The 19,674-nt window shown below is 39.1% G+C and carries 17 protein-coding genes and 1 pseudogene; 7 read left to right on the forward strand and 11 right to left on the reverse strand.

Annotated elements, in window-relative coordinates:
- The first annotated feature begins 39 nt into the window (after positions 1 to 39).
- From ACQKIC_RS11470 to ACQKIC_RS11480, 3 genes are all read left to right on the forward strand, one after another.
- The gene (locus tag ACQKIC_RS11470) at positions 40 to 492 is read left to right on the forward strand and encodes a nucleoside deaminase (RefSeq protein ID WP_427668635.1); all 453 of its coding nucleotides are present in this window, start codon (positions 40 to 42) and stop codon (positions 490 to 492) included.
- Between the two features lie 35 nt (positions 493 to 527).
- Positions 528 to 2,291 carry an adenine deaminase gene (ade, locus tag ACQKIC_RS11475; protein WP_427591240.1) on the forward strand — a complete coding sequence of 588 codons (1,764 nt, stop codon included), beginning with the start codon at positions 528 to 530 and terminating at the stop codon, positions 2,289 to 2,291.
- 136 nt (positions 2,292 to 2,427) lie between these two features.
- Positions 2,428 to 3,489, forward strand: a complete 1,062-nt coding sequence (locus ACQKIC_RS11480; RefSeq protein WP_402988815.1) for a lactonase family protein — start codon at positions 2,428 to 2,430, stop codon at positions 3,487 to 3,489.
- Between the two features lie 159 nt (positions 3,490 to 3,648).
- Here ACQKIC_RS11480 and ACQKIC_RS11485 read toward each other — a convergent pair whose 3' ends face one another.
- The 3 genes from ACQKIC_RS11485 to ACQKIC_RS11495 all read right to left on the reverse strand — a co-directional run bounded on the left by ACQKIC_RS11485 (position 3,649) and on the right by ACQKIC_RS11495 (position 6,804).
- Complete coding sequence (locus tag ACQKIC_RS11485; RefSeq protein WP_402988500.1) at positions 3,649 to 4,446, reverse strand: endonuclease I family protein; 798 nt, start codon at positions 4,444 to 4,446, stop codon at positions 3,649 to 3,651.
- A gap of 90 nt (positions 4,447 to 4,536) precedes the next feature.
- Positions 4,537 to 5,151, reverse strand: a complete 615-nt coding sequence (locus ACQKIC_RS11490) for an NUDIX hydrolase (RefSeq protein ID WP_402868655.1) — start codon at positions 5,149 to 5,151, stop codon at positions 4,537 to 4,539.
- 312 nt (positions 5,152 to 5,463) lie between these two features.
- Positions 5,464 to 6,804: an aspartate aminotransferase family protein gene (locus ACQKIC_RS11495; RefSeq protein ID WP_427591239.1), complete on the reverse strand. Its 1,341-nt coding sequence runs from the start codon at positions 6,802 to 6,804 to the stop codon at positions 5,464 to 5,466.
- Positions 6,805 to 7,197: 393 nt separating this feature from the next.
- On the opposite strand from ACQKIC_RS11495, the pseudogene ACQKIC_RS11500 reads away from it, so the two are divergent.
- Positions 7,198 to 8,164: pseudogene (locus tag ACQKIC_RS11500) on the forward strand (D-2-hydroxyacid dehydrogenase).
- 180 nt (positions 8,165 to 8,344) lie between these two features.
- Positions 8,345 to 8,545: a cold-shock protein gene (locus ACQKIC_RS11505; protein ID WP_071349777.1), complete on the forward strand. Its 201-nt coding sequence runs from the start codon at positions 8,345 to 8,347 to the stop codon at positions 8,543 to 8,545.
- Positions 8,546 to 8,763: 218 nt separating this feature from the next.
- Here ACQKIC_RS11505 and ACQKIC_RS11510 read toward each other — a convergent pair whose 3' ends face one another.
- From ACQKIC_RS11510 to ACQKIC_RS11545, 8 genes are all read right to left on the reverse strand, one after another.
- On the reverse strand, positions 8,764 to 9,594 hold the full coding sequence (locus tag ACQKIC_RS11510) for an enoyl-CoA hydratase-related protein (RefSeq protein WP_427591238.1): 831 nt from the start codon (positions 9,592 to 9,594) through the stop codon (positions 8,764 to 8,766).
- Positions 9,595 to 9,793: 199 nt separating this feature from the next.
- Positions 9,794 to 10,786 carry an ABC transporter ATP-binding protein gene (locus ACQKIC_RS11515; protein ID WP_402868663.1) on the reverse strand — a complete coding sequence of 331 codons (993 nt, stop codon included), beginning with the start codon at positions 10,784 to 10,786 and terminating at the stop codon, positions 9,794 to 9,796.
- A 12-nt stretch (positions 10,787 to 10,798) separates the two neighbouring features.
- The gene (locus ACQKIC_RS11520; protein ID WP_402868665.1) at positions 10,799 to 11,809 is read right to left on the reverse strand and encodes an ABC transporter ATP-binding protein; all 1,011 of its coding nucleotides are present in this window, start codon (positions 11,807 to 11,809) and stop codon (positions 10,799 to 10,801) included.
- A 48-nt stretch (positions 11,810 to 11,857) separates the two neighbouring features.
- Positions 11,858 to 12,787: an ABC transporter permease gene (locus ACQKIC_RS11525; RefSeq protein WP_402868667.1), complete on the reverse strand. Its 930-nt coding sequence runs from the start codon at positions 12,785 to 12,787 to the stop codon at positions 11,858 to 11,860.
- Positions 12,787 to 13,716: an ABC transporter permease gene (locus ACQKIC_RS11530; protein ID WP_402869855.1), complete on the reverse strand. Its 930-nt coding sequence runs from the start codon at positions 13,714 to 13,716 to the stop codon at positions 12,787 to 12,789. The genes ACQKIC_RS11525 and ACQKIC_RS11530 overlap by 1 nt, the downstream gene beginning before the upstream one ends.
- Positions 13,717 to 13,835: 119 nt before the next feature.
- Positions 13,836 to 15,470 (reverse strand): peptide ABC transporter substrate-binding protein, encoded by a 1,635-nt coding sequence (locus ACQKIC_RS11535; RefSeq protein WP_427591237.1) that lies wholly within the window; start codon positions 15,468 to 15,470, stop codon positions 13,836 to 13,838.
- A gap of 538 nt (positions 15,471 to 16,008) precedes the next feature.
- Positions 16,009 to 16,584 carry a GNAT family N-acetyltransferase gene (locus tag ACQKIC_RS11540; protein ID WP_427591235.1) on the reverse strand — a complete coding sequence of 192 codons (576 nt, stop codon included), beginning with the start codon at positions 16,582 to 16,584 and terminating at the stop codon, positions 16,009 to 16,011.
- A 63-nt stretch (positions 16,585 to 16,647) separates the two neighbouring features.
- Positions 16,648 to 17,883 carry an NAD(P)/FAD-dependent oxidoreductase gene (locus ACQKIC_RS11545; RefSeq protein WP_427591233.1) on the reverse strand — a complete coding sequence of 412 codons (1,236 nt, stop codon included), beginning with the start codon at positions 17,881 to 17,883 and terminating at the stop codon, positions 16,648 to 16,650.
- A gap of 344 nt (positions 17,884 to 18,227) precedes the next feature.
- On the opposite strand from ACQKIC_RS11545, the gene ACQKIC_RS11550 reads away from it, so the two are divergent.
- A complete protein-coding gene (locus ACQKIC_RS11550) occupies positions 18,228 to 18,854 on the forward strand; it encodes a CAP domain-containing protein (RefSeq protein WP_402958731.1) in 627 nt (208 codons plus the stop codon).
- A 201-nt stretch (positions 18,855 to 19,055) separates the two neighbouring features.
- Complete coding sequence (locus tag ACQKIC_RS11555; protein ID WP_402868676.1) at positions 19,056 to 19,655, forward strand: exonuclease domain-containing protein; 600 nt, start codon at positions 19,056 to 19,058, stop codon at positions 19,653 to 19,655.
- Positions 19,656 to 19,674 lie beyond the last annotated feature (19 nt).

Below are 19,674 nucleotides of genomic sequence, written 5' to 3' on the forward strand. Positions count from 1 at the left end.
ATATAAGTCGGAGGGGTGTTTTAGATGAATATAAAATTCATGGAAATGGCAGTGCAACTGGCTACTGAAAATGTGAAGAAACAAAACGGTGGTCCTTTCGGAGCCGTGATCGTAAAAGATGGGGTCATTATAGGAAGAGGCTGCAATAATGTCACTACGGCGCTTGACCCCACTGCACATGCTGAAATCCAAGCTATTCGCGATGCTTGTAAAAACCTGAACAGCTTTCAGCTTACAGATTGTGAAATCTATACTAGTTGTGAGCCCTGCCCGATGTGTATTGGTGCTCTTTATTGGGCACGACCTAAAGCAATCTATTATTCTTGTACAAAACAAGATGCAGCTCAAATCGGGTTTGATGACGATTTTATTTATCAAGAGCTTGCGATCCCAATGGAAAACCGCTCCATCGCCATGCATCGTATAGATTTCACCGACCATGATTTACCATTCCGCACATGGGAATCTCAAGCAGTTAAAGTGGAATACTGACAATAAGCCTAAGTCCAGATGAGGAGGAGGTCTCTTTGAAATCACACTTAATGAAAAAGAGAATGGACGTTGCAGCAGGTAGAATACCTGCTGATTACGTCATTAAAAATGGGAAAATCATTGATGTATTCAATGGGGAAATTTATACTGGCGACGTTGCTATAGTAGATGGTTATATTGCAGGTATTGGGAATTACGAGGGAATCTCTGAAATAAATGCCGCAGGTAAATACGTATCACCTACATTTATCGACGGACATGTTCATATTGAATCATCCATGGTACGGCCTTCTGAACTGGCCAAAGTTCTACTTTTACATGGAGTAACTTGCGTCGTGGCGGACCCACACGAGATCGCCAATGTATCAGGAAGGAAAGGGATACAATATATGATTGAACAATCGGATCACCTCCCTTTCGACTTTTACTTTATGATGCCATCTTGTGTTCCGGCAACTGACTTCGAGGATGCGGGCGCTGTTTTAAAAAGTGAAGACTTATATTCTTTTTACAAAAATCCGCGGGTGCTTGGTTTAGCTGAAGTGATGAACTTCCCAGCCGTATCCAATGCAGATGATGATATGATTCAAAAAATCATCGATGCATACAAGAATGAAAAAAAGATTGATGGTCACGCTGCCGGACTTACTGAACAGCAACTCAATATATATATGGCTGCCGGTATCCAAACCGATCACGAATGCACCACCGCAAAGGAAGCAAGAGACCGACTACGGAAAGGAATGTATCTTATGATTCGGGAGGGAACTGTAGCAAAAGACTTACGAAATCTGCTCCCTGCCGTTACTGAACAAAATTCCCGCCGTTGTTTATTCGTCACCGATGATCGCCACCTAGATGATCTTGTAACTGAAGGTAGCATTGACCACAATGTCAGAATTGCCATAGAAGAAGGAATCCCCGCTCTGACCGCGATTCAAATGGCAACAATAAATGCCGCCGAATGCTTCGGGTTAAGAGAACATGGTGCCATTGCACCTGGATATAAAGCCGACTTTCTATTATTCGAAGATCTCCAATCCATCCAAATTCAATCCGTTTTTAAAGATGGCAAACTAGTTTCTAAAGATGGCCAGTTAGTGAACTTCCCTGAAGCCCCGAAACACAAGTTGGAGGAAAAATTAACACAGACGGTACACCTTCAAGATTTGTCAGATATAGATTTTCATATAACCTTACACAATGCCCTTGCCAACCTTATTGAAATCATACCGAACAGTCTAGTTACAAAACATATAATCGAACCGGTCGCTCTCAATCAAAATGGCCTATTTCAATTTTCCCCCTCCATGGATCACGTAAAGCTTGCTGTTATAGAACGGCATCAAAAGACAAAAAAAATCGGCCTTGGAATCGTCAAGGGTCTTGGCCTACAATCAGGTGCAATCGCCACAACGGTTTCCCATGACTCGCACAACTTAATTATCGCTGGTACGAATGACCAGGATATGCTGGTAGCTGCTGAGGAAATAAAAAAAATGCAGGGAGGATTAGTCATTATCCAAGATGGTAAAACTCTTGCCTCCCTACCTCTTCCGATTGCTGGACTAATGAGTACAGGGACGTATGCGGAAGTTTTACACAACTTAAAGGAAATGAATCACGGGTTATTGAAGATTGGTGCCAACAGACACTTTAATCCATTCCTGACGCTTGCTTTTTTAGCGCTTCCCGTTATACCTGAAATTAAATTAACAACACAAGGCTTATTTTTAGTTTCATCATTTCAACATATATCAAACCAAGCCAGTACATCTAAAAAAATCGAAACCATATAAAATCTTCACTAAACGAGTACCTTTTTCTGTTTCAGCAAAATTTTATTGTTAATTAAGATTCAACTCCATTAAATTCGGGGAAAGATATATGAGTTCATCGTATGTTAAAATAAACTCATTATCTTTCTAGGAGGGAATCAATATGGAAAATCCGAAACAAACCTTTACCGGATACATCGGTACTTATACGAAAGGAGACAGTAAAGGCATTTATCGTTTCACACTTGATAGTAACGAAGGGAAGATTACAACGCCCGTCCTTGCTGCTGAATTAAAGGATCCTACTTATGTAACGATTAGTGAAGACAAAAAACATTTGTACGCCATCTTAAAAGAGGCCGGTAGCGGCGGTGTTGCTGCATACTCTATTGATGAAGGATCAGGTGATCTTACTTACTTAGGTAAGGAGCTAACTCCTAATGGATCCTATTGCCACATTAGTATCGATAGCAAAAAAAATGTTTTGGTCACAGCCAATTACGGAGATGGGATTATCGAAGCTTACAAACTTAACCCCGACGCAACACCTGCTTCAGTATCATCCACGATACGCCATACCGGAATGGGACCTAACAAAGAGCGTCAGGAAAAGGCACATGCACATTATGCAGGCTTTTCACCTGATGAAAAATACATTGCCGTCGTTGATCTTGGAATCGATCAAATAAACACATATGGAATACATAATGGAGTATTGGAAAAAGTTAATAGTTTGGCAGTCACTCCTGGAAGCGGGCCAAGACACCTAACCTTCCACCCTAATGGAAAAATCGCTTATGTTATGACAGAACTTGCACCTGAAGTCATTGTATTGGCGTACGATTCCCAAAATGGAAGTTTTTCAGAATTGCAAACCATCCGGACAGTCCCAGAAAATTTCCGTGAAAACAATCAAGGAAGTGCGATCCACATATCTGCGGATGGGGAGTTCGTTTATGCAGCAAATCGTGGGCATGATAGCATCGCTGTCTTCCAAACCGATAAAAAAACCGGAAAACTAACCTTGGTTGAATTAGTTTCAACAGAAGGACACTGGCCACGTGACTTCGCCCTTGATCCTAGTGGGAAGTTCCTTGTTGCCTCTAATGAGGAATCAGGGACCTTGACGTTGTTTTCTCGAAATGATATAAATGGTAAATTAACGTTACTTCAAAAAGATATCCAAGTGCCATTCCCAGTTTGCGTGAAGTTTCTTTAAACCCTTTTCATACCATATAAAAAATAAAAGGATTGAAGCAGTGGAAGCTGCTCAATCCTTTTTGAGTTCATTATCCTGTAGGCTTCTTTCAATATAACATTCAAGAGAAACCCTAACCTCATGTCCATACATATTTTAGTTCGTAAAACAAACGTCTTTTTAAGTCCACTCACCTGCCATTTCGGGGAAATCGATAAATGGGTTGCGATTCCCTTGTACTTCGAATATGGCCTGATTACGATGTTTTTCATATAAGTTAACCGGAAAACGATGATGCCAGTCCAATAATAGATTGATATCGATATTCTCTTGATCAATAATCCCTTCATATCGCAGTAAAAAATACAAAGTGGCCCTCGCTACGATTCCTTTTCCATATTCAGGCTCAAATTTTCCTTTTTCAGCTTTGCCACATCCGGCTTTTATCCCTCGTACTTGAGGTTCTGGGGAATAGTCCACAAAGTCATGATAAGGGGAATTCCCGCGGCTACTATTACAAGTTGGCTCACAGGCAAATAAATGATGTAAGTCCCCTCTCATCGGTTCTTTTTTACTAAACCATGATTGAGGAACGACATGTTCACAATTAAGAGACATACTATTAACCTCAAAGGATTGACTTCCTTTCGTTAACAGTTCAAGAACTCGAATATCTGCTTCTATGACTTCGACAGGATCCATACCTTTACCGGAATACAAGCTTTTCAGCTTTCCATCTTCCTGAAGATCAACCCATGGATATAAAAAACGATGGGGTGAGTAACTCGGCTGGTTTACATGAGTACTTCTTAACAAGGAGTTTAAGTGTTCCCTAGTCCAGGGACCGCCAAGATAATAAATTTCCCGACTTTTCAAATCTTTTATTTCATCATAGTACTCATGGCTCACTTTATATTTTTTAAGCTCTGCTATAGATTGTTCTCGTTCAATTTCCAATCGTCTCAGCGTGTATCTCATCCCTCATCCCCCTCTTCATCAAAAACCGTTTTTTACCATATATATAGTTTATTTGGATTTACTGATAAAGAAAAGGTGCTTTAGAAGGGTCTAACGTAGAATTTTAATAAAGTGGGTAAGTATGGTTGCCGTCATTCCCCAAATGACACGGCCTTCATATTGGTAGAAATATTCTTTCGTCTGTCTTGGTTGCCATTTATAATTCTCTCCACCAACAACTAAATCGTGTGGAAAGTTTTCTAATGGCTCGACTTTAAAATTCACATGATATATCTCTGGGGGCTTTTCCATGAAAAACGAAAGTGGAACAGTAAAGACCGTTTCGACTTCAGATGGGTTGGGTGCCAATGGTTGATCACCTCGGATAAATCCCACATATGGGTACACAATCATCCCAAAAGGGGATACAAGATAATCGATTGGAAATACATTATATATATCCTCTTTTGCCACACCTAGTTCTTCGTACGTTTCACGAAGGGCAGCCGTCTGCTCATCCATATCAAGATGATCAATTCTTCCACCAGGAAAACAAATATCCCCCGGTTGCCTTCTCAATTGATGTGAGCGCTCTTCAAACAGGACGTGTATGCCATCCTCCTTTTCGATAAGCGGTACTAAAACTGCATATTTTGCAAAGTCCCCACTGCCTAAAATAACAGGCGTATGTAAAGTTAATTTTTTCGTTATTTCTTCATTGTTCATGAACCACACCTCTTCTGAGAGTTAATCATTTTTCTAGTTCTTGTCTACATACTTTTATTATGTACCAAAAAGACCATTTTTTTAAACCAAAAAAGTTGATAGCCCCTTCCATTCAAATGAAGTGCTATCAAACTATCAATTTAATAAAGAAAAATGGCCTGTATCTCTTTACTTTACAAGAGAGCTAACTTAACGCTAAGCACCCTTAAACAAAATATTTTTTATTATATCATTTCCAATGGCTAATAAACAAAAAGAAAGAACAGAATGAGATATCTTCTGTTCCGCCTTAATACATTTCCGTTTCTATCTTTAAAACTCAGCTAAAGTTCGCTTTAAGGTTGTTACGATGAAAGAATAATCCTTTTCGGTGATACTTAACGGGGGTGCTAGTGTCAATACATTATTAAAACCTGCTACCGTATCGCCATTTTTTCCGATGATCAATCCATTTTCCTTGCAAGAAGCAATAATTTTATTGATTTTGGATAATTCAATCGGTTTTTTCGTTTGCTTATCTTCTACAAGTTCAATTCCGACTAACAAGCCTTTACCACGTACGTCACCAACATTAGGGTGGGATTTCATTTCATCTAAATCCTGCAAAAGGCGAAGGCCTAGTTCTTTCGAGCGTTCAATCAAATTTTCTTTTTCATAGATTTCCATATTTTTTAAGGCGAGTGCGCAAGAAGCAGGGTTACCACCGAATGTATTTACATGCCGAAAACGGTCATAATCTTCTGTACCTACATATGCCTCATATATTTCCCGTTTGACAGCCGTTGCGGATAAAGGAAGATAGGCACTTGTAATCCCTTTTGCCATCGTAATGATATCCGGCTGTACATCATAATTCATAAAACCGAACTTCTTACCCGTACGACCAAAACCACAAATCACCTCATCTGAAATCAGCAAAACGCCATTTTTATCGCAAATATCTTTAACCTTCTTCATATACCCCTCTGGAGGCATAAGAATACCTCCACCTGTAATGATTGGTTCCATAATAACTGCAGCAACAGTTTCACTCAATTCCCATGTGATGGCACGTTCAATTTCAGAGGCACTTTTCTCTCCACTTTCGTCCTCTGGATTTCGATATGAATCAGGAGGCGTCACATGAAGAAAACCTGGAGCAAGCGGTTCGTATTTATATTTTCTCTGTGCCTGACCTGTTGCTGCCAACGCCCCCATTGTATTCCCATGATAGGACCTGTAACGAGAAATGAATTTATAACGGCCATGTTCCCCTTTTTGCTGATGATACTGCCTTGCAATCTTAAATGCTGCTTCATTCGCTTCTGAACCGCTGTTGGAAAAGAAAATTACATAATCACCGCCGAGCCAATCATTCAATTTTTCTGCCAGTTTAATAGCTGGAATATGACTATTCGTTAAAGGAGAATAGGGAAGTTCCTTTAACTGTTCATAAGCTGCTTCAGCAAGTTCTTCCCTTCCATATCCTACATTGACACACCATAAACCAGACATTCCATCCAGATAACGATTTCCATCAATATCAGTAATCCAAGCCCCTTTACCTTTTTCAACTACCATCGTTCCTGGATTTGGTCCAGCACCTTTCATATTATGCCAAATATACTTTTCGTCCATTTGTTGTAAATCCTTCAATTCTTTTTTAACTTGCATAATCCTCTGCACCCCTTTCTATTCTATAAAGAAAGGTCGAACCTGATATGTTTCGACCCCTATTTCGTATGAGTATTTAGCCATAAATCGCTTTTTTCTTTACGGTTGCTGGATCCCACCTTTTCATTCTTGACCTCTGATTCCATCCGAAAGATATTTCTTGTTTTCATTATATTTTTTAAACGGATTTTTTACATTAGACGTTTTGTATAGTAAACGATTGAATATTTAAACATTTTGTTCGCCGTGATAAACCATCATGGTGAATATCAAAGTTTTTATCTCCTCTTCAAATTTCCCTCACATATAAATAGCCTATAAAAGGCACTATCATTGTATTCCCAAAGAAGTTTACGTATAATTCAGAAAAGTGAATTAGATGGGAGGATTTAAATGAATAAGCGGAAAATCATTATAAGCCAGGACTTGAATGAACAGTTGCTGAATCAAATTAAAGAGTTGATTCCGGAGTGGAATATTATAATAGGGAGAAATCCAGCGATATGGAAGAATCATATTCATGAAGCTGAAATAATTGCAGGTTGGAAAGCAGAAATGAAGCAACCCATTATACAAGGGGGAAGGAAAAAATTTAAAATGGGTACAGACATGGAGTGCAGGAGTAAATGCTTTGCCACTGGATATCCTTGAAAAAGATCATGTTCAGATTACGACGGCAAATGGAGTTCATGCCTACCCTATTTCTGAAACTATTTTCGGCTTACTCCTTGCTTTCACTAGAAAAATTGATACGTATGTTAAACAACAACAGAAAAAAAACTGGCATCACGCTCATATGAAACAGGAAATTCACAATAAGACTATCGGAATCATAGGGGTTGGGAAAATTGGTAAAGAAACGGCGAAGATTGCCAAAGCCTTCGGGATGACGGTCATCGGAGTTCGCCAGTCAGGTATGCCAGAAGAATTCGTGGATGAAATGTTCAAACAGGACCAATTACAAGATGTTCTTCCTAAATGTGATTACGTAATCGTCACTTTACCTCTAACCTCTAAAACAAGGAATATGTTCGGCACAGATGAGTTCAACTCGATGAAGTCCTCTGCTTTCTTCATTAATGTTGGTCGTGGCCCAATCGTAATTGAAACCGACTTGATACAAGCCCTTGACGCTCATCAGATTGCCGGTGCGGGGCTTGATGTATTTGAAACTGAACCACTTCCAGAAACTAGCCGATTATGGGAGATGGATAATGTCATCATGACTCCACACACTTCAGGAAATACTGAATTTTACGATCAACGTCTAATTGAAGAAATCTTTATACCGAATTTAAAGAACTACCTTTCTGGTGAAAGCCCTGAAATCAATTTATTAAATTATAAAAAAGGTTATTGACGGGATTTACCATGTAAATAAAAGGATCAATACTATATCCATTGCAAAATCCGACAGTATCTGTTATTCTTAAAAAGAATTATTTTTGTTCTTGAAGATTGATAAGTGAAACACTTTCCTTCTGAAAATTGAGCAAGGGTAGTAACACAATGTGTGGATTCACACTAGGAGGCAACAAAAATGGAACAAGGTAAAGTAAAATGGTTTAACGCAGAAAAAGGATTCGGCTTCATCGAACGCGAAAACGGAGACGATGTATTCGTACATTTCTCAGCTATTCAAAGCGAAGGCTTCAAATCATTAGACGAAGGTCAATCAGTTACTTTTGAAGTTGAGCAAGGTCAACGTGGACCCCAAGCTACTAACGTTCAAAAAGCATAATAATATCCATCATATATAATGGACTCTACTCGTAGAGTCCATTTTTGTTGTTGTTTTTTATAGAAATCAAAAAAAACCCATCAAATTGATGGGGTACACGAAACAAGTTTAGTAAATGGTAACCAAAGTATAACACACTAAGAACGGAAACCCTAATTATTCCGAAAAGTACAATAACAAGCCTGTTTACTTCATTAAATTATCGAAATTGCTCCTATTCATTCGACACCCCAGGGATAGAACGGTGGCATATCCGTACTGCTCTTCATCGTAAATTTTGCCTTCCGATTTTCCAGATAAGCTCCAATCCCTTCTTGTGCATCCGCTTGTTTCCCAGTCCAATGGAGCATTTTAGATTCAATTTTATGTGATTCATGGGGATGATTGGCCCCCAGCATCGTCCACATTAGTTGCCTAGATAATGTAACAGAAATAGAAGAGGTATTTACCGCTATCTCATTGGCAATTTTCATGGCTGTAGCCATCAACTGATCAGGCTCGACAACTTCGTTTACTAATCTTGCTTCATACGCTTCTCGTGCGGAAATCATTCTACCGGTAAACACCCATTCAGTCGCCTTACCCATGCCCACGAGTCTTGGTAGGAACCATCCACTGCAGGCCTCCATCGTAATCCCCCGCTTTGCAAAATCAAAGCTCACTTCCGCATCAGATGAAGCAAGCCGGATATCCATCGGTAAAGTCATAGTGATTCCAATCCCGATAGCAGAACCATTAATTGCGGCAATAATTGGTTTTTTCATATCAAATATTCGTAATGATAAGACCCCACCAGCATCTCGATATTCCACTAAAGGAGTATGGTCCATAAATGTTTCCACGCCTTTTTCCAAATCCATACCAGAACAATACCCTTTTCCGGCACCGGTCATTATAATCGCCCGTACTTCATCATTTTCATCCGCTTTATCAAAGACTTGAATCAGCTCTTGACACATTTTTTCATTAAAGGCATTCATTCTTTCAGGGCGATTGAGTGTAATTATCATAACATGATCAACAATTTCAGCTTTTATTGTAGAATACACTTTTATTCCTCCTTATCTCACAGAGCATAAAGACACCGAATAATATTTTTACATATAATAACATTTTATATGTTTGATTTCCCAAAAGATAGAATTAAGTATAAGAGTCCTTAATTTTTTCTGTCTATTTAGTTGAGATTCCTCCCTTGGATGTAAAAAAGACCAGTTGCACAAAGGCCAACCGGTCTTACTATTTGATTTACCAGTATAAATGGCAAGCAACGAAGTGCCCTGGCTTTTGTTCTTTCCATTCTGGTATGGCACTGGAACACACTTCCATGGCTTTTGGGCAACGTGTACGGAATACACAACCGCTCGGCGGATTGATTGGACTAGGTACATCACCTTTCAAAACAATCCGCTCCCTTTTAACTGTAGGATCCGGAATAGGTACAGCAGATAGTAGCGCTTGTGTATAAGGATGTAGCGGGTCTTTAGTAAGAGAATCACTATCCGAAAGTTCCATCATCCTACCTAAGTACATAACTAAAATACGGTCTGAGATATACTTTACCATTGATAAATCGTGAGCGATGAATAAATAGGTCAACCCCATCTCCTTCTGCAATTCTTTGAGTAAATTTACTACTTGGGCTTGGATGGATACATCAAGAGCTGATATGGGTTCATCACACACAATGAATTTTGGATTTAGCGCTAACGCCCTTGCAATCCCGATTCGCTGACGTTGTCCGCCACTGAATTCATGTGGGAACCGACTGATATGTTCAGGATTTAGTCCAACCAGCTTTAGCAAATCTTCTACTCTCTTCTTTTTTTCTTTTCCTTTTAAAATCCCATGAATGGCAAGAGGTTCTCCTATTAGTTCCTCTACTTTCATACGAGGGTTTAGCGATGCATACGGATCTTGGAAAATCATTTGGATTTCTCGACGGACTTTCGACATTTCCCCCTGTTTATAATCAAAAATATTTTTCCCTTGAAAAAGGACTTCTCCATCTGTCGGCTCATATAGTCGTGTGATTGTACGTCCTGCCGTGGATTTACCACAGCCGCTCTCCCCAACTAGACCAACAGTCTCCCCCTCAAATATCGTAAGGTCCAGTCCATCAACAGCTTTCAACGAATCGGAACCGATAGGAAAATACTTCTTCAAATTTTTTATTTCAACAAGACGAGATCTTTTGCTGAGATCTTTTTCTTTTAATGACTCATTTTTCAGTGAAACCATGATTCTCCTCCTTTATACCGTAGTCGTAGATTGATCTCTTGTTGCTTTTGCCATCGGATGATGAAGCCAGCATGCTGCCGTCTGTCCCACTTCCACTTCTTCAAGTTCCGGGTTATGGTCTTTGCATACTTTCATTGCATATTCACATCTTGGATAAAAGGGGCAGCCCTTTGGTGGATCTAATAAATCGGGAGGAGACCCAATGATTGGAATCAACGGATCCGTTTTTTCCATATCTAGCCTTGGCACGGTTTTGAGAAGACCCTTTGTATAGGGATGCTGTGGATTTGCAAATATCGCTTCTACCGTTCCAGTCTCCACAACCGTGCCCGCATACATTACGATTACGCGATCGCAGGTTTCTGCAACAACACCTAAATCATGTGTTATAAGGATAATAGAAGTATCCATCCTTCGCTGAATATCTTTCATAAGTTCTAAGATTTGTGCTTGAATCGTTACATCCAATGCAGTTGTTGGCTCGTCAGCAATTAATAATTGTGGATCACAGGCCAGGGCTATCGCGATCATTGCCCGCTGACGCATCCCCCCCGAAAACTCATGCGGATATTGTTGCATCCTTTTTTCCGGTTGGGGGATGCCCACCAATTTTAAAGTATCTAAGGCCCTTTCATATGCATCTTTACGAGAGATTTCTTTATGTTTTAAAATAGACTCCATGATTTGAGTGCCTATCTTGGTTGTCGGGTTAAGCGAAGTCATCGGATCTTGAAATATCATACTGATGTCATTGCCTCGAATTTTCTGCATTTCCTTTTCATTGGCTTTAACGAGATCTTTTCCATTAAATAGTATCGATCCTTTTTCATACTGTGCCGGTGGTGTTTCCAACAATTTCATTATGGACTTTGCCGTTACGCTTTTTCCGCACCCAGACTCTCCTACAATCCCAATGGCTTCCCCTTTTTCCACCTGGAAGTCCACACCTCGGACAGCCTGCACTTTACCCGCATACGTATGGAAGGTGATGTGCAGATCATTGACCTCTAACAATTTCCCCATTAACGTCCCTCCTATTCTAGTTTCAATATCTTTATGATTAGGACTCTATTATTTTCTAAGCTTTGGATCCAGTGCATCCTGAAGACCATCACCCACTACATTGAAGGCAAACATCGTCACCGAAATAAGGATGGCTGGGATTAAAAGCTGATAGAAATTACCGACTAAAATACTTCCCAAAGCATCACTTGTAAGGGTACCCCAACTAGCTTGAGGAGCTGGCACACCTAGCCCTAAAAAGCTCAACGTCGCCTCGGCAAAAATTGCAGTAGGAACGGTCAATGTTAAATTTACTAAAATAGGTCCCATTGTATTGGGAATCATATGTTTCCTTAATGTCCAATTCGTATTAGCACCAGAGATAGTGGCTGCATGGACATATTCATTTTCCTTTAGCTGTAATACCTGGCCCCGGACCAATCGAGCCATTGGGATCCAGCCTGTGATCGTCATTGCGATGATAATTGGTAATATACCAGGATCTAAAACTACCATCATTAAAATGACCATCAGTAAATATGGAATGGCATAGATGACTTCGGCAAACCGCATCATTAAATTATCCGTGCGCCCACCACGTATAGCTGAAATCCCACCATAAATGACACCGATTATAAAATCGATAAGAGCAGCCATCAATCCTATAAATAAGGATATCCTCGCCCCATACCAGGCTCTCGTAAATAGATCTCTTCCGGCTGTATCCGTACCGAACCAATGTTCAGCGTTTGGTCTAAGATTCTTTTTTGCAAAATCTTGTTCGTAATATGAATATCCATTCATGTAGGGCCCGAAAATAGCCATAAACACTAATAGGACAATAAGAACAAAACCTGCCATGGCCAGCTTATTTTGCTTAAACCTTCGCCATACATCAGACCAAAATGATATGGTTGGCCTTGATATTTTTTCCGCTTCCTTAAAATTATCTTCTGCGGGCGAGAACATTTCTTCGGTTAAATGCACTTTTTCTGCCATTATTTACTCTCCCCCGTCACTTTAATTCTCGGGTCAATCAACGTATAGGCTACATCCACTATGAAAATCAATATGACAAGCACTGCACTATACACTATTGTGGAACCAAGAATAACCGGGTAATCCCGATTGAAGATTCCTTTTACAAACATCTCTCCCATCCCCGGAATTCCAAAAATGCGCTCAATAATGAAACTTCCCGTTACAATGTTGGCCGTCAGAATGCCAAGAATCGTAATGACAGGTAAGATGGCATTTCGAATCGCATGTTTGATAATAATGCTACTTCTTTTCAAGCCTTTGGCCTTAGCGGTCAATATGTAGTCCTGACCCATGACTTCCAGCATGCTCGTCCGCATTAACCTTGCAATAAAGGCCAGTGGCATCATGGACAGGGCGATAGAAGGTAAAATCGTATGTTTCCAAGTCGCCCATGTAGCAACTGGAAACACTTTGAATTCTATAGCGAGATAATTAATCAGCACTGTAGCTAAGATAAAGTTCGGCACTGATATACCAACAATCGCAATGATCATTGATAGATAATCAGGTATTTTATTTCGATATAAGGAAGCCACTACACCTAGAATCAGACCAAAGAAAACGGCAATGGCCAACGCTTGCGCACCTAAATGTAAAGATACTGGGAACCCGTTCACAATATAGTCATTCACGGAAATGGATGAAGATTTTAAGGAAGGACCAAAATCAAACCGAAGCACTTCCAATAAATAATTTCCATATTGGGCTAATAGTGGTTTGTCCAATCCATAATGGGCTTGTAGATTTTCATATACTGCAGGAGGCATTGTCCCTTCTTTAGCAAAAGGATTTCCTGGTATGGAATGCATAATGATAAAAGTGATTGTAATGACCGCCCATAAAGTTATAATTGCCCATTTTAATCGATTCATCGTATATCTCAACATGGTAATCACCTCAATTCTCGTTTTCATAGAAGTTTAAAGCAGAAATGAATTCATGAAATTTTCAACTGAAAAATGGGGTATGTCCGAATAAGGACATACCTCCCATCACTATCGTGCCTTTATTTTTTGTCTGCGTAAATAAAGTTTGGATATTCGTTGATTGGTGCATAAATTCCTGTAACATTCGATTTAACCATGTATGGTTTAGTATAGAAGTAAATCGGGATAATCGGCATTTCATCAATTAATACTTTTTCAGCCTTGTGTAGAATAGGCATGCGATCTTCCGGTTTCAATGCAGTTTTTGATTCCTTAAGATACTTGTCGTATTCCTTGTTAGACCAATCGGCATCATTATAAGCGCCATCAGTCTCCCAAAGCATGAATGTCATTGGATCGACATAATCACCAACCCAGCCAGCACGTGAAATTTGGAAATCTCCCGCTTTTTCACGGTCTAATTTAACCTGGAATTCAGCATTTTCCAATTTGACTTCAACACCTAAATTTTTACGCCACATTTCTTGAACAGCTTCGGCAATTTTCTTATGGGCATCTAATGTGTTAAATAAAATGGAGAAATCAGGCATTTTTTTCATACCCTCTTCTGCAAGGCCCTCTTTTAATAACTTTTTAGCTTCATCTACATTTTCTTCAAAAAGGTTACCTGTATTTTCCTGGAAATCACCAGTGGCATCAGGAATACCAGGAGGAACGATACCATAGGCTGGCTGTTGGCCACCTTGAGTAACATTATCCGTGATCATTTTACGGTCAATGGCCATGGATAAAGCTTTTCTGACTTTAATATTATTGAATGGTTTCACTTTAGTATTTAAGTTGTAATAGTAAACGGCAAGTTCTGGACCATTTTGGAATTCTTTATCTCCAGAGTTAACCAGCTGGCCTTGTTTGTCCACTGGTAATGGATATGCCAGGTCAAGTTCACCATTCTCATACATTTGCCATGCTGTATTTTCGTCTTCAATTAGAGCGAAATTTACCGCATCCAATTTAACTTGATCCTTATCATAATAATTTTCGTTCTTCTCGATTTTAATGCTCTCTTTATGTTTCCATTCTGTTAATTTGAATGGTCCGTTCGAGACATGCGTCTCTCCCTCTTGAGCCCATTCAGGATTTTCTTCTTGGACTTGTTTATTGATTGGGAAAAATGCATAGAATGATGTTAAGTCCAAGAAATATGGAGTAGGCTCTTCTAATGTAACTTCTAATGTAAGATCATCCGTAGCCTTTACACCAACATCCTCTTCCTTGCCTTTTTTCGCGTTGTACGCTTCTCCCCCTTTAAGGTAATAAAGTTGGTAAGCATAGTCAGCCGCAGTGTCAGGATTCAAAGCATATTTCCATGCATATTCAAAGTCATTGGCGGTAATGGGATCTCCATTCGACCACTTTAAACCATCTTTTAATTTAAATGTCAAAGTTTTACCATCATCACTAGTCTCCCATGATTCTGCAACCGCTGGAACGATTTCGCCTTCCTCGGTCTTCTTAGTCAACCCCTCGAAGGTATGATTTAGAATCCAAGAATCATGAGTTCCTTGTGCTTTAGCAGGGTGTAGTGATCCAGGTTCGGATGAGTTATTCAGATTTAACACCTTTGGTTCAGTGGATTTATTAGTGCCTTCCTCTTTTTCTTTCGAAGTTTCCTTCGATCCTCCATTACACGCGGCCAGTACCAGTATCATGGCTAAAAACAATGATAGTACTGAAAATTTAGACTTTTTCAAATGTTTTCCCCCTCTGTACGATTTAATTGTGGAGTCACCCAAGCTCAGGCCCCTCCCATTTCTACTCTATCAACTGCCGGCTTATTTCATTCCGGAAATTTTCTGCGAGGATTAGTTAGAAGTTTAGCGTTCATCATTACACTTAGTCAGCAAACCGATTACACTCGTTTTGCCCTTTTCCTCGGAAAACCCAAAAAACAGCAGTTTAATAGCTTAAAACCACCTTCCTTTCAAACCTCGCAAAAGGATAATATTATTATATTCGACCATAATTTGCTAAACCCTTCAAAATATTACAAAATTAAATAATCTATTTTGTACCCCTTATACTACATTTTTAAATATATACGGCTTTAAAAGTGGACTAAGTTCCCGGATAATCTGGTTTCAAATGGCTGGATGGTTTATGATTCTAACAAAACGATGAATGGATGGAACTTTGGACGTTCATCTATAAATGTTCACATATCAGGCACAAAAAAAGCCCATGATTGGGCATTTTCTCTGATGCACTAAACAAAACTCTCTGTTTCAGTCCCTATAGAAAGCGGGGGGGCAATGAGCCAGAATTCAATGCACTATATTCACTATTCAATAACGAAAAGATCCGGACATCTTGAGATTCTTTATTAAAATATAGATAATTTCTAAGCGTTCCTTCTTCCTGAAATCCAACTTTTTTCAATAAGTTAGTCGAAGGCATGTTATGCGGAAAAGCCATCGCGGCAATGCGATGCAACTCAAGTTCATGAAAAGAGAATCTCAATACTTCTCTGACCGCTTCCCACGTATAGTACTTTCGCCGATAATCAGGGTGAACTTCGTAACCTATTTCTGCCCTTTTATTAGACTTATTCAAATGATTTAAACCTACCGTCCCAATGAACCTTCCTGTATCTTTTAAGACCATTCCCCATTGGATTCCTCTTTCATTAATGTATGAGCTTCTAAAAGAATGGATAATCCTCTGTGACTCTTCTAACCGAAGCAATGTTTCAATGCCCCCATACCGGGTTACCTCTTCCCTTGAAAGGATATCAAACAGACTTTCTGCATGCTGCTTACCTATTTCTATCAAATACAGCCTATCCGTCTCTAATTCAGGAAACTTCATTTCTTTTCCCCCTAGTAATCATCCTTTCCTCTATTATTCTATTCTCTAGGGCGTGTTTCCTGTTTAACCGACAGTTCCTTTCATAAGAGACCTTTCCTTTAAGTATAAGTTTGAATCGGGATGTCTATTCTTTGTTATCAAATCTCTAATGATTTGTGAGAGAATGACACTATAAACTGTACCATTTCCCCCATACCCCATTAAGAAATAGCAGTTAGGGTAATTCGGATAAATCCCAATGGTTGGTAAACCATCATGTGACTCACCAAAGAAAGCACCCCAATAATAATCTGCTTGGACCACGCCCTCCAATTCTGGGAATAAACAGACAAGTTGACTCAACAATTCATCCCGCTTATGTATGATTTTTGAATCTCTCTTCTCGGAATAGGTTATTCTTTCGTCTAATCCACCTATGATGATCCGGTTATCAACCGTTTTCCTTGCATATAAATAAGGCCTTGCCGTTTCCCAAATCATCATTCCTTCATCCCATTTGGCAAGATTTGCAATCTGATTCGTTGCAATGGCATAGGAACTGAGAATCATAGCATTCGGATCATTCACTTCTTCTTGGGCTTCATAGCCTGTGGCAAAAATAACATGATGTGCACGGATAGAATGACCTGTATCGGTGATTAACTCCGTATGATCATCTTTTAAGATTTTTCCATTGATTTTCGTATTGGAAAATATACGCACACCTTGTTGATAAGCCTTTTTCAGTAATAAATGAGCATGCTTATAGGGATTTATTTCGGCGTCATTCCCTGTGACAAGCGCCCCTGCTTTAAAAAAGGAAAAATGTTTTCCTATTTCGTTTTCCGAATAATATTCTACTGGAAAGTTGCGGTTTTGAAGGTTCTGATACTCTTCTTTCAACATAGAAACATCCTCTGGATTAGAAGCATAATACAAACTCTTTCTAATCTTAAAGTCTGAGTCATCAGCTAAGCTTGGGACAACCTTTTTTTCAAGCGTACGTATGGCTTCCAAGCAGAGCTGGACATGTCGAGTACCAGCTTCTTCTCCAAAACTATGAATCAGAGAAGTTAAGGATTTATCATTTGAATATTGTAAAAGACCCGTGTTAGCCACCGTACTGCCTGTACTTAAGTCCCTCTTATCTACAAGAACCACATTAAGTCCCGTCTCAGCGAAAAAATAAGCACAATGTGCTCCGGACGAACCAGATCCCACTATGCAAACGTCACACATAATGTCTTCTTCCAATATTGGATATTTCATTTCTTCATGGTAAGTCTCATTCCAATATAACTTTCCGGATTTCAAATCCATCCTTACCTTCACCTTCCTATTAATGTACGATTTGTACTTGTTTTAGTTCTATATCTATACAATAGAGTCTTATAAACTAATCCTTCTTTACCCTTATCATGGTAAAATGCAAACAAAAAAATAATTCTTTCCGAACAAATATTGATGGATATCATACGGAGACAATGGACTAGCTATACCATTACGCCATCCAAATCAAGATAGTATGTACCTACTTTCTTTTTAGATAGAGCTAATTCTTTCATCCTGGTTTTCCCCTTTTCAAAAATTAACCAGTTTACGTTATCCTAATTTTATAGCATACTAGATTTTCATTACTGAATTTTGTAAAAGGAGGAAGTTCAATGAAGATAATAATTTTACCGTCTGTACTAACTTTATCGCTACTTTTCCCAACTGTGGCTTTAGGGTCCAATTCCTATACAGTGAATAATGGAGATACTTTAACGAAGATTGCTACTGAACATAGTATCAGCCTTTCCGATTTGCTTATGGCGAATCCTATTTTAGATGATCCTAATCAAATTAAAATTGGCCAGGCTATCTCCATACCCACCACCAAAAATGAAACAACCCACGAAAGTAACTCTTCAGTTGAACAACAAGTTCTTGACCTAGTAAATTCTGAACGTTCAAAAGCTGGACTGAAAGACTTGGAATTGGATCAAGAGCTCTCAAATGTTGCAAAAACAAAATCAGGGGATATGCGTGACAATCATTACTTCAGCCATACAAGTCCTACCTATGGTTCCCCTTTCGACATGATGAAGTCCTTTGGTATTGGTTATACATATGCAGGGGAAAATATTGCAGCTGGCCAAACAAGTGCATCTGCAGTGATGAAATCATGGATGAATAGTCCCGGACATAAAGCCAACATTTTGAATGGGAATTATACGCATATTGGAGTTGGATATGTTCAAGGCGGAACCTACAGCCGTTATTGGACGCAGCAATTCATCGGAAAATAAGAAAAAATGCAGCTTATTCGCTGCATTTTTTTCTTTACCCTTTGGCTTTAATAAAAATCCCCCTGAATGTATAGATGGCTCCTTTCATTGTTTGCATCTTTTTTTAAACTTTTATATTATACTAGTCTTTAACGGCTGATATTATACTCCGTTCGCTAAATAAAAAATTTCAGATAGTAGTATACATTGGAGGAAAAGTAATTGTCTAATAGAGTAGGTTTAGTTCTGGATGTTGAGACGACAGGATTGCGACCGGGATCGGATGAAATTATCGAACTCGCTTTAATCCTTTTCACCTATAACAGCGAGACTGGAAATATTTTAAGTCTAATTGAACAAGATTCATTTTTAAGAGAACCACTCTCATATCAAGCAAAACGGAATTACGGTCAAGCATACAGAGTTCATGGAATATCCTATAGTTCTGTAGAGGGGAAAAGTTTTCATGATGAAAAAATCAAATCATATATAAACCGTGCCGATTCCATTTTCGCCCATAACGCCTCCTTTGACCGCAGTTTTCTCTACCAGATGTATCCGGAAATCAATGATCATAAGTGGTTTTGTACAATGCGAAATGTCCCTTGGAAACAATATGGTTTCCTAAATAGTAAACTATTAACCCTGCTTCAAGCCCATGACATCACTAACTTTCAAACACATCGAGCCATGGATGACATTTCATACTTAATGCAATTGTTGCAAAAATCAAATCCATTAGGCCTTCCTTATTTAAAGGATGTTATCGCTAAAAAACCAATGAGAAAATATTCGCCTTCTTCTCAAAAATCTCATGTATAAAAAAAGCAGGAAAATCCCC

Origin of the sequence: Peribacillus sp. NPDC046944 (genome assembly GCF_050272735.1) — a bacterium.
GTDB lineage: Bacteria > Bacillota > Bacilli > Bacillales > DSM-1321 > Peribacillus.

Bases quoted from the DNA above. Each gene is read 5' to 3' on its own strand.
- ACQKIC_RS11470 (WP_427668635.1), top strand. From the start codon at position 40: ATGGAAATGGCAGTGCAACTGGCTACTGAAAATGTGAAGAAACAAAAC.
- ACQKIC_RS11550 (WP_402958731.1), top strand. From the start codon at position 18,228: ATGAAGATAATAATTTTACCGTCTGTACTAACTTTATCGCTACTTTTC.
- ACQKIC_RS11525 (WP_402868667.1), bottom strand. From the start codon at position 12,787: ATGGCAGAAAAAGTGCATTTAACCGAAGAAATGTTCTCGCCCGCAGAA.
- ACQKIC_RS11485 (WP_402988500.1), bottom strand. From the start codon at position 4,446: ATGAGATACACGCTGAGACGATTGGAAATTGAACGAGAACAATCTATA.
- ACQKIC_RS11530 (WP_402869855.1), bottom strand. From the start codon at position 13,716: ATGTTGAGATATACGATGAATCGATTAAAATGGGCAATTATAACTTTA.
- ACQKIC_RS11495 (WP_427591239.1), bottom strand. From the start codon at position 6,804: ATGCAAGTTAAAAAAGAATTGAAGGATTTACAACAAATGGACGAAAAG.
- ACQKIC_RS11505 (WP_071349777.1), top strand. From the start codon at position 8,345: ATGGAACAAGGTAAAGTAAAATGGTTTAACGCAGAAAAAGGATTCGGC.
- ACQKIC_RS11540 (WP_427591235.1), bottom strand. From the start codon at position 16,584: ATGAAGTTTCCTGAATTAGAGACGGATAGGCTGTATTTGATAGAAATA.
- ACQKIC_RS11520 (WP_402868665.1), bottom strand. From the start codon at position 11,809: ATGGGGAAATTGTTAGAGGTCAATGATCTGCACATCACCTTCCATACG.
- ACQKIC_RS11515 (WP_402868663.1), bottom strand. From the start codon at position 10,786: ATGGTTTCACTGAAAAATGAGTCATTAAAAGAAAAAGATCTCAGCAAA.
- ACQKIC_RS11490 (WP_402868655.1), bottom strand. From the start codon at position 5,151: ATGAACAATGAAGAAATAACGAAAAAATTAACTTTACATACGCCTGTT.
- ACQKIC_RS11545 (WP_427591233.1), bottom strand. From the start codon at position 17,883: ATGGATTTGAAATCCGGAAAGTTATATTGGAATGAGACTTACCATGAA.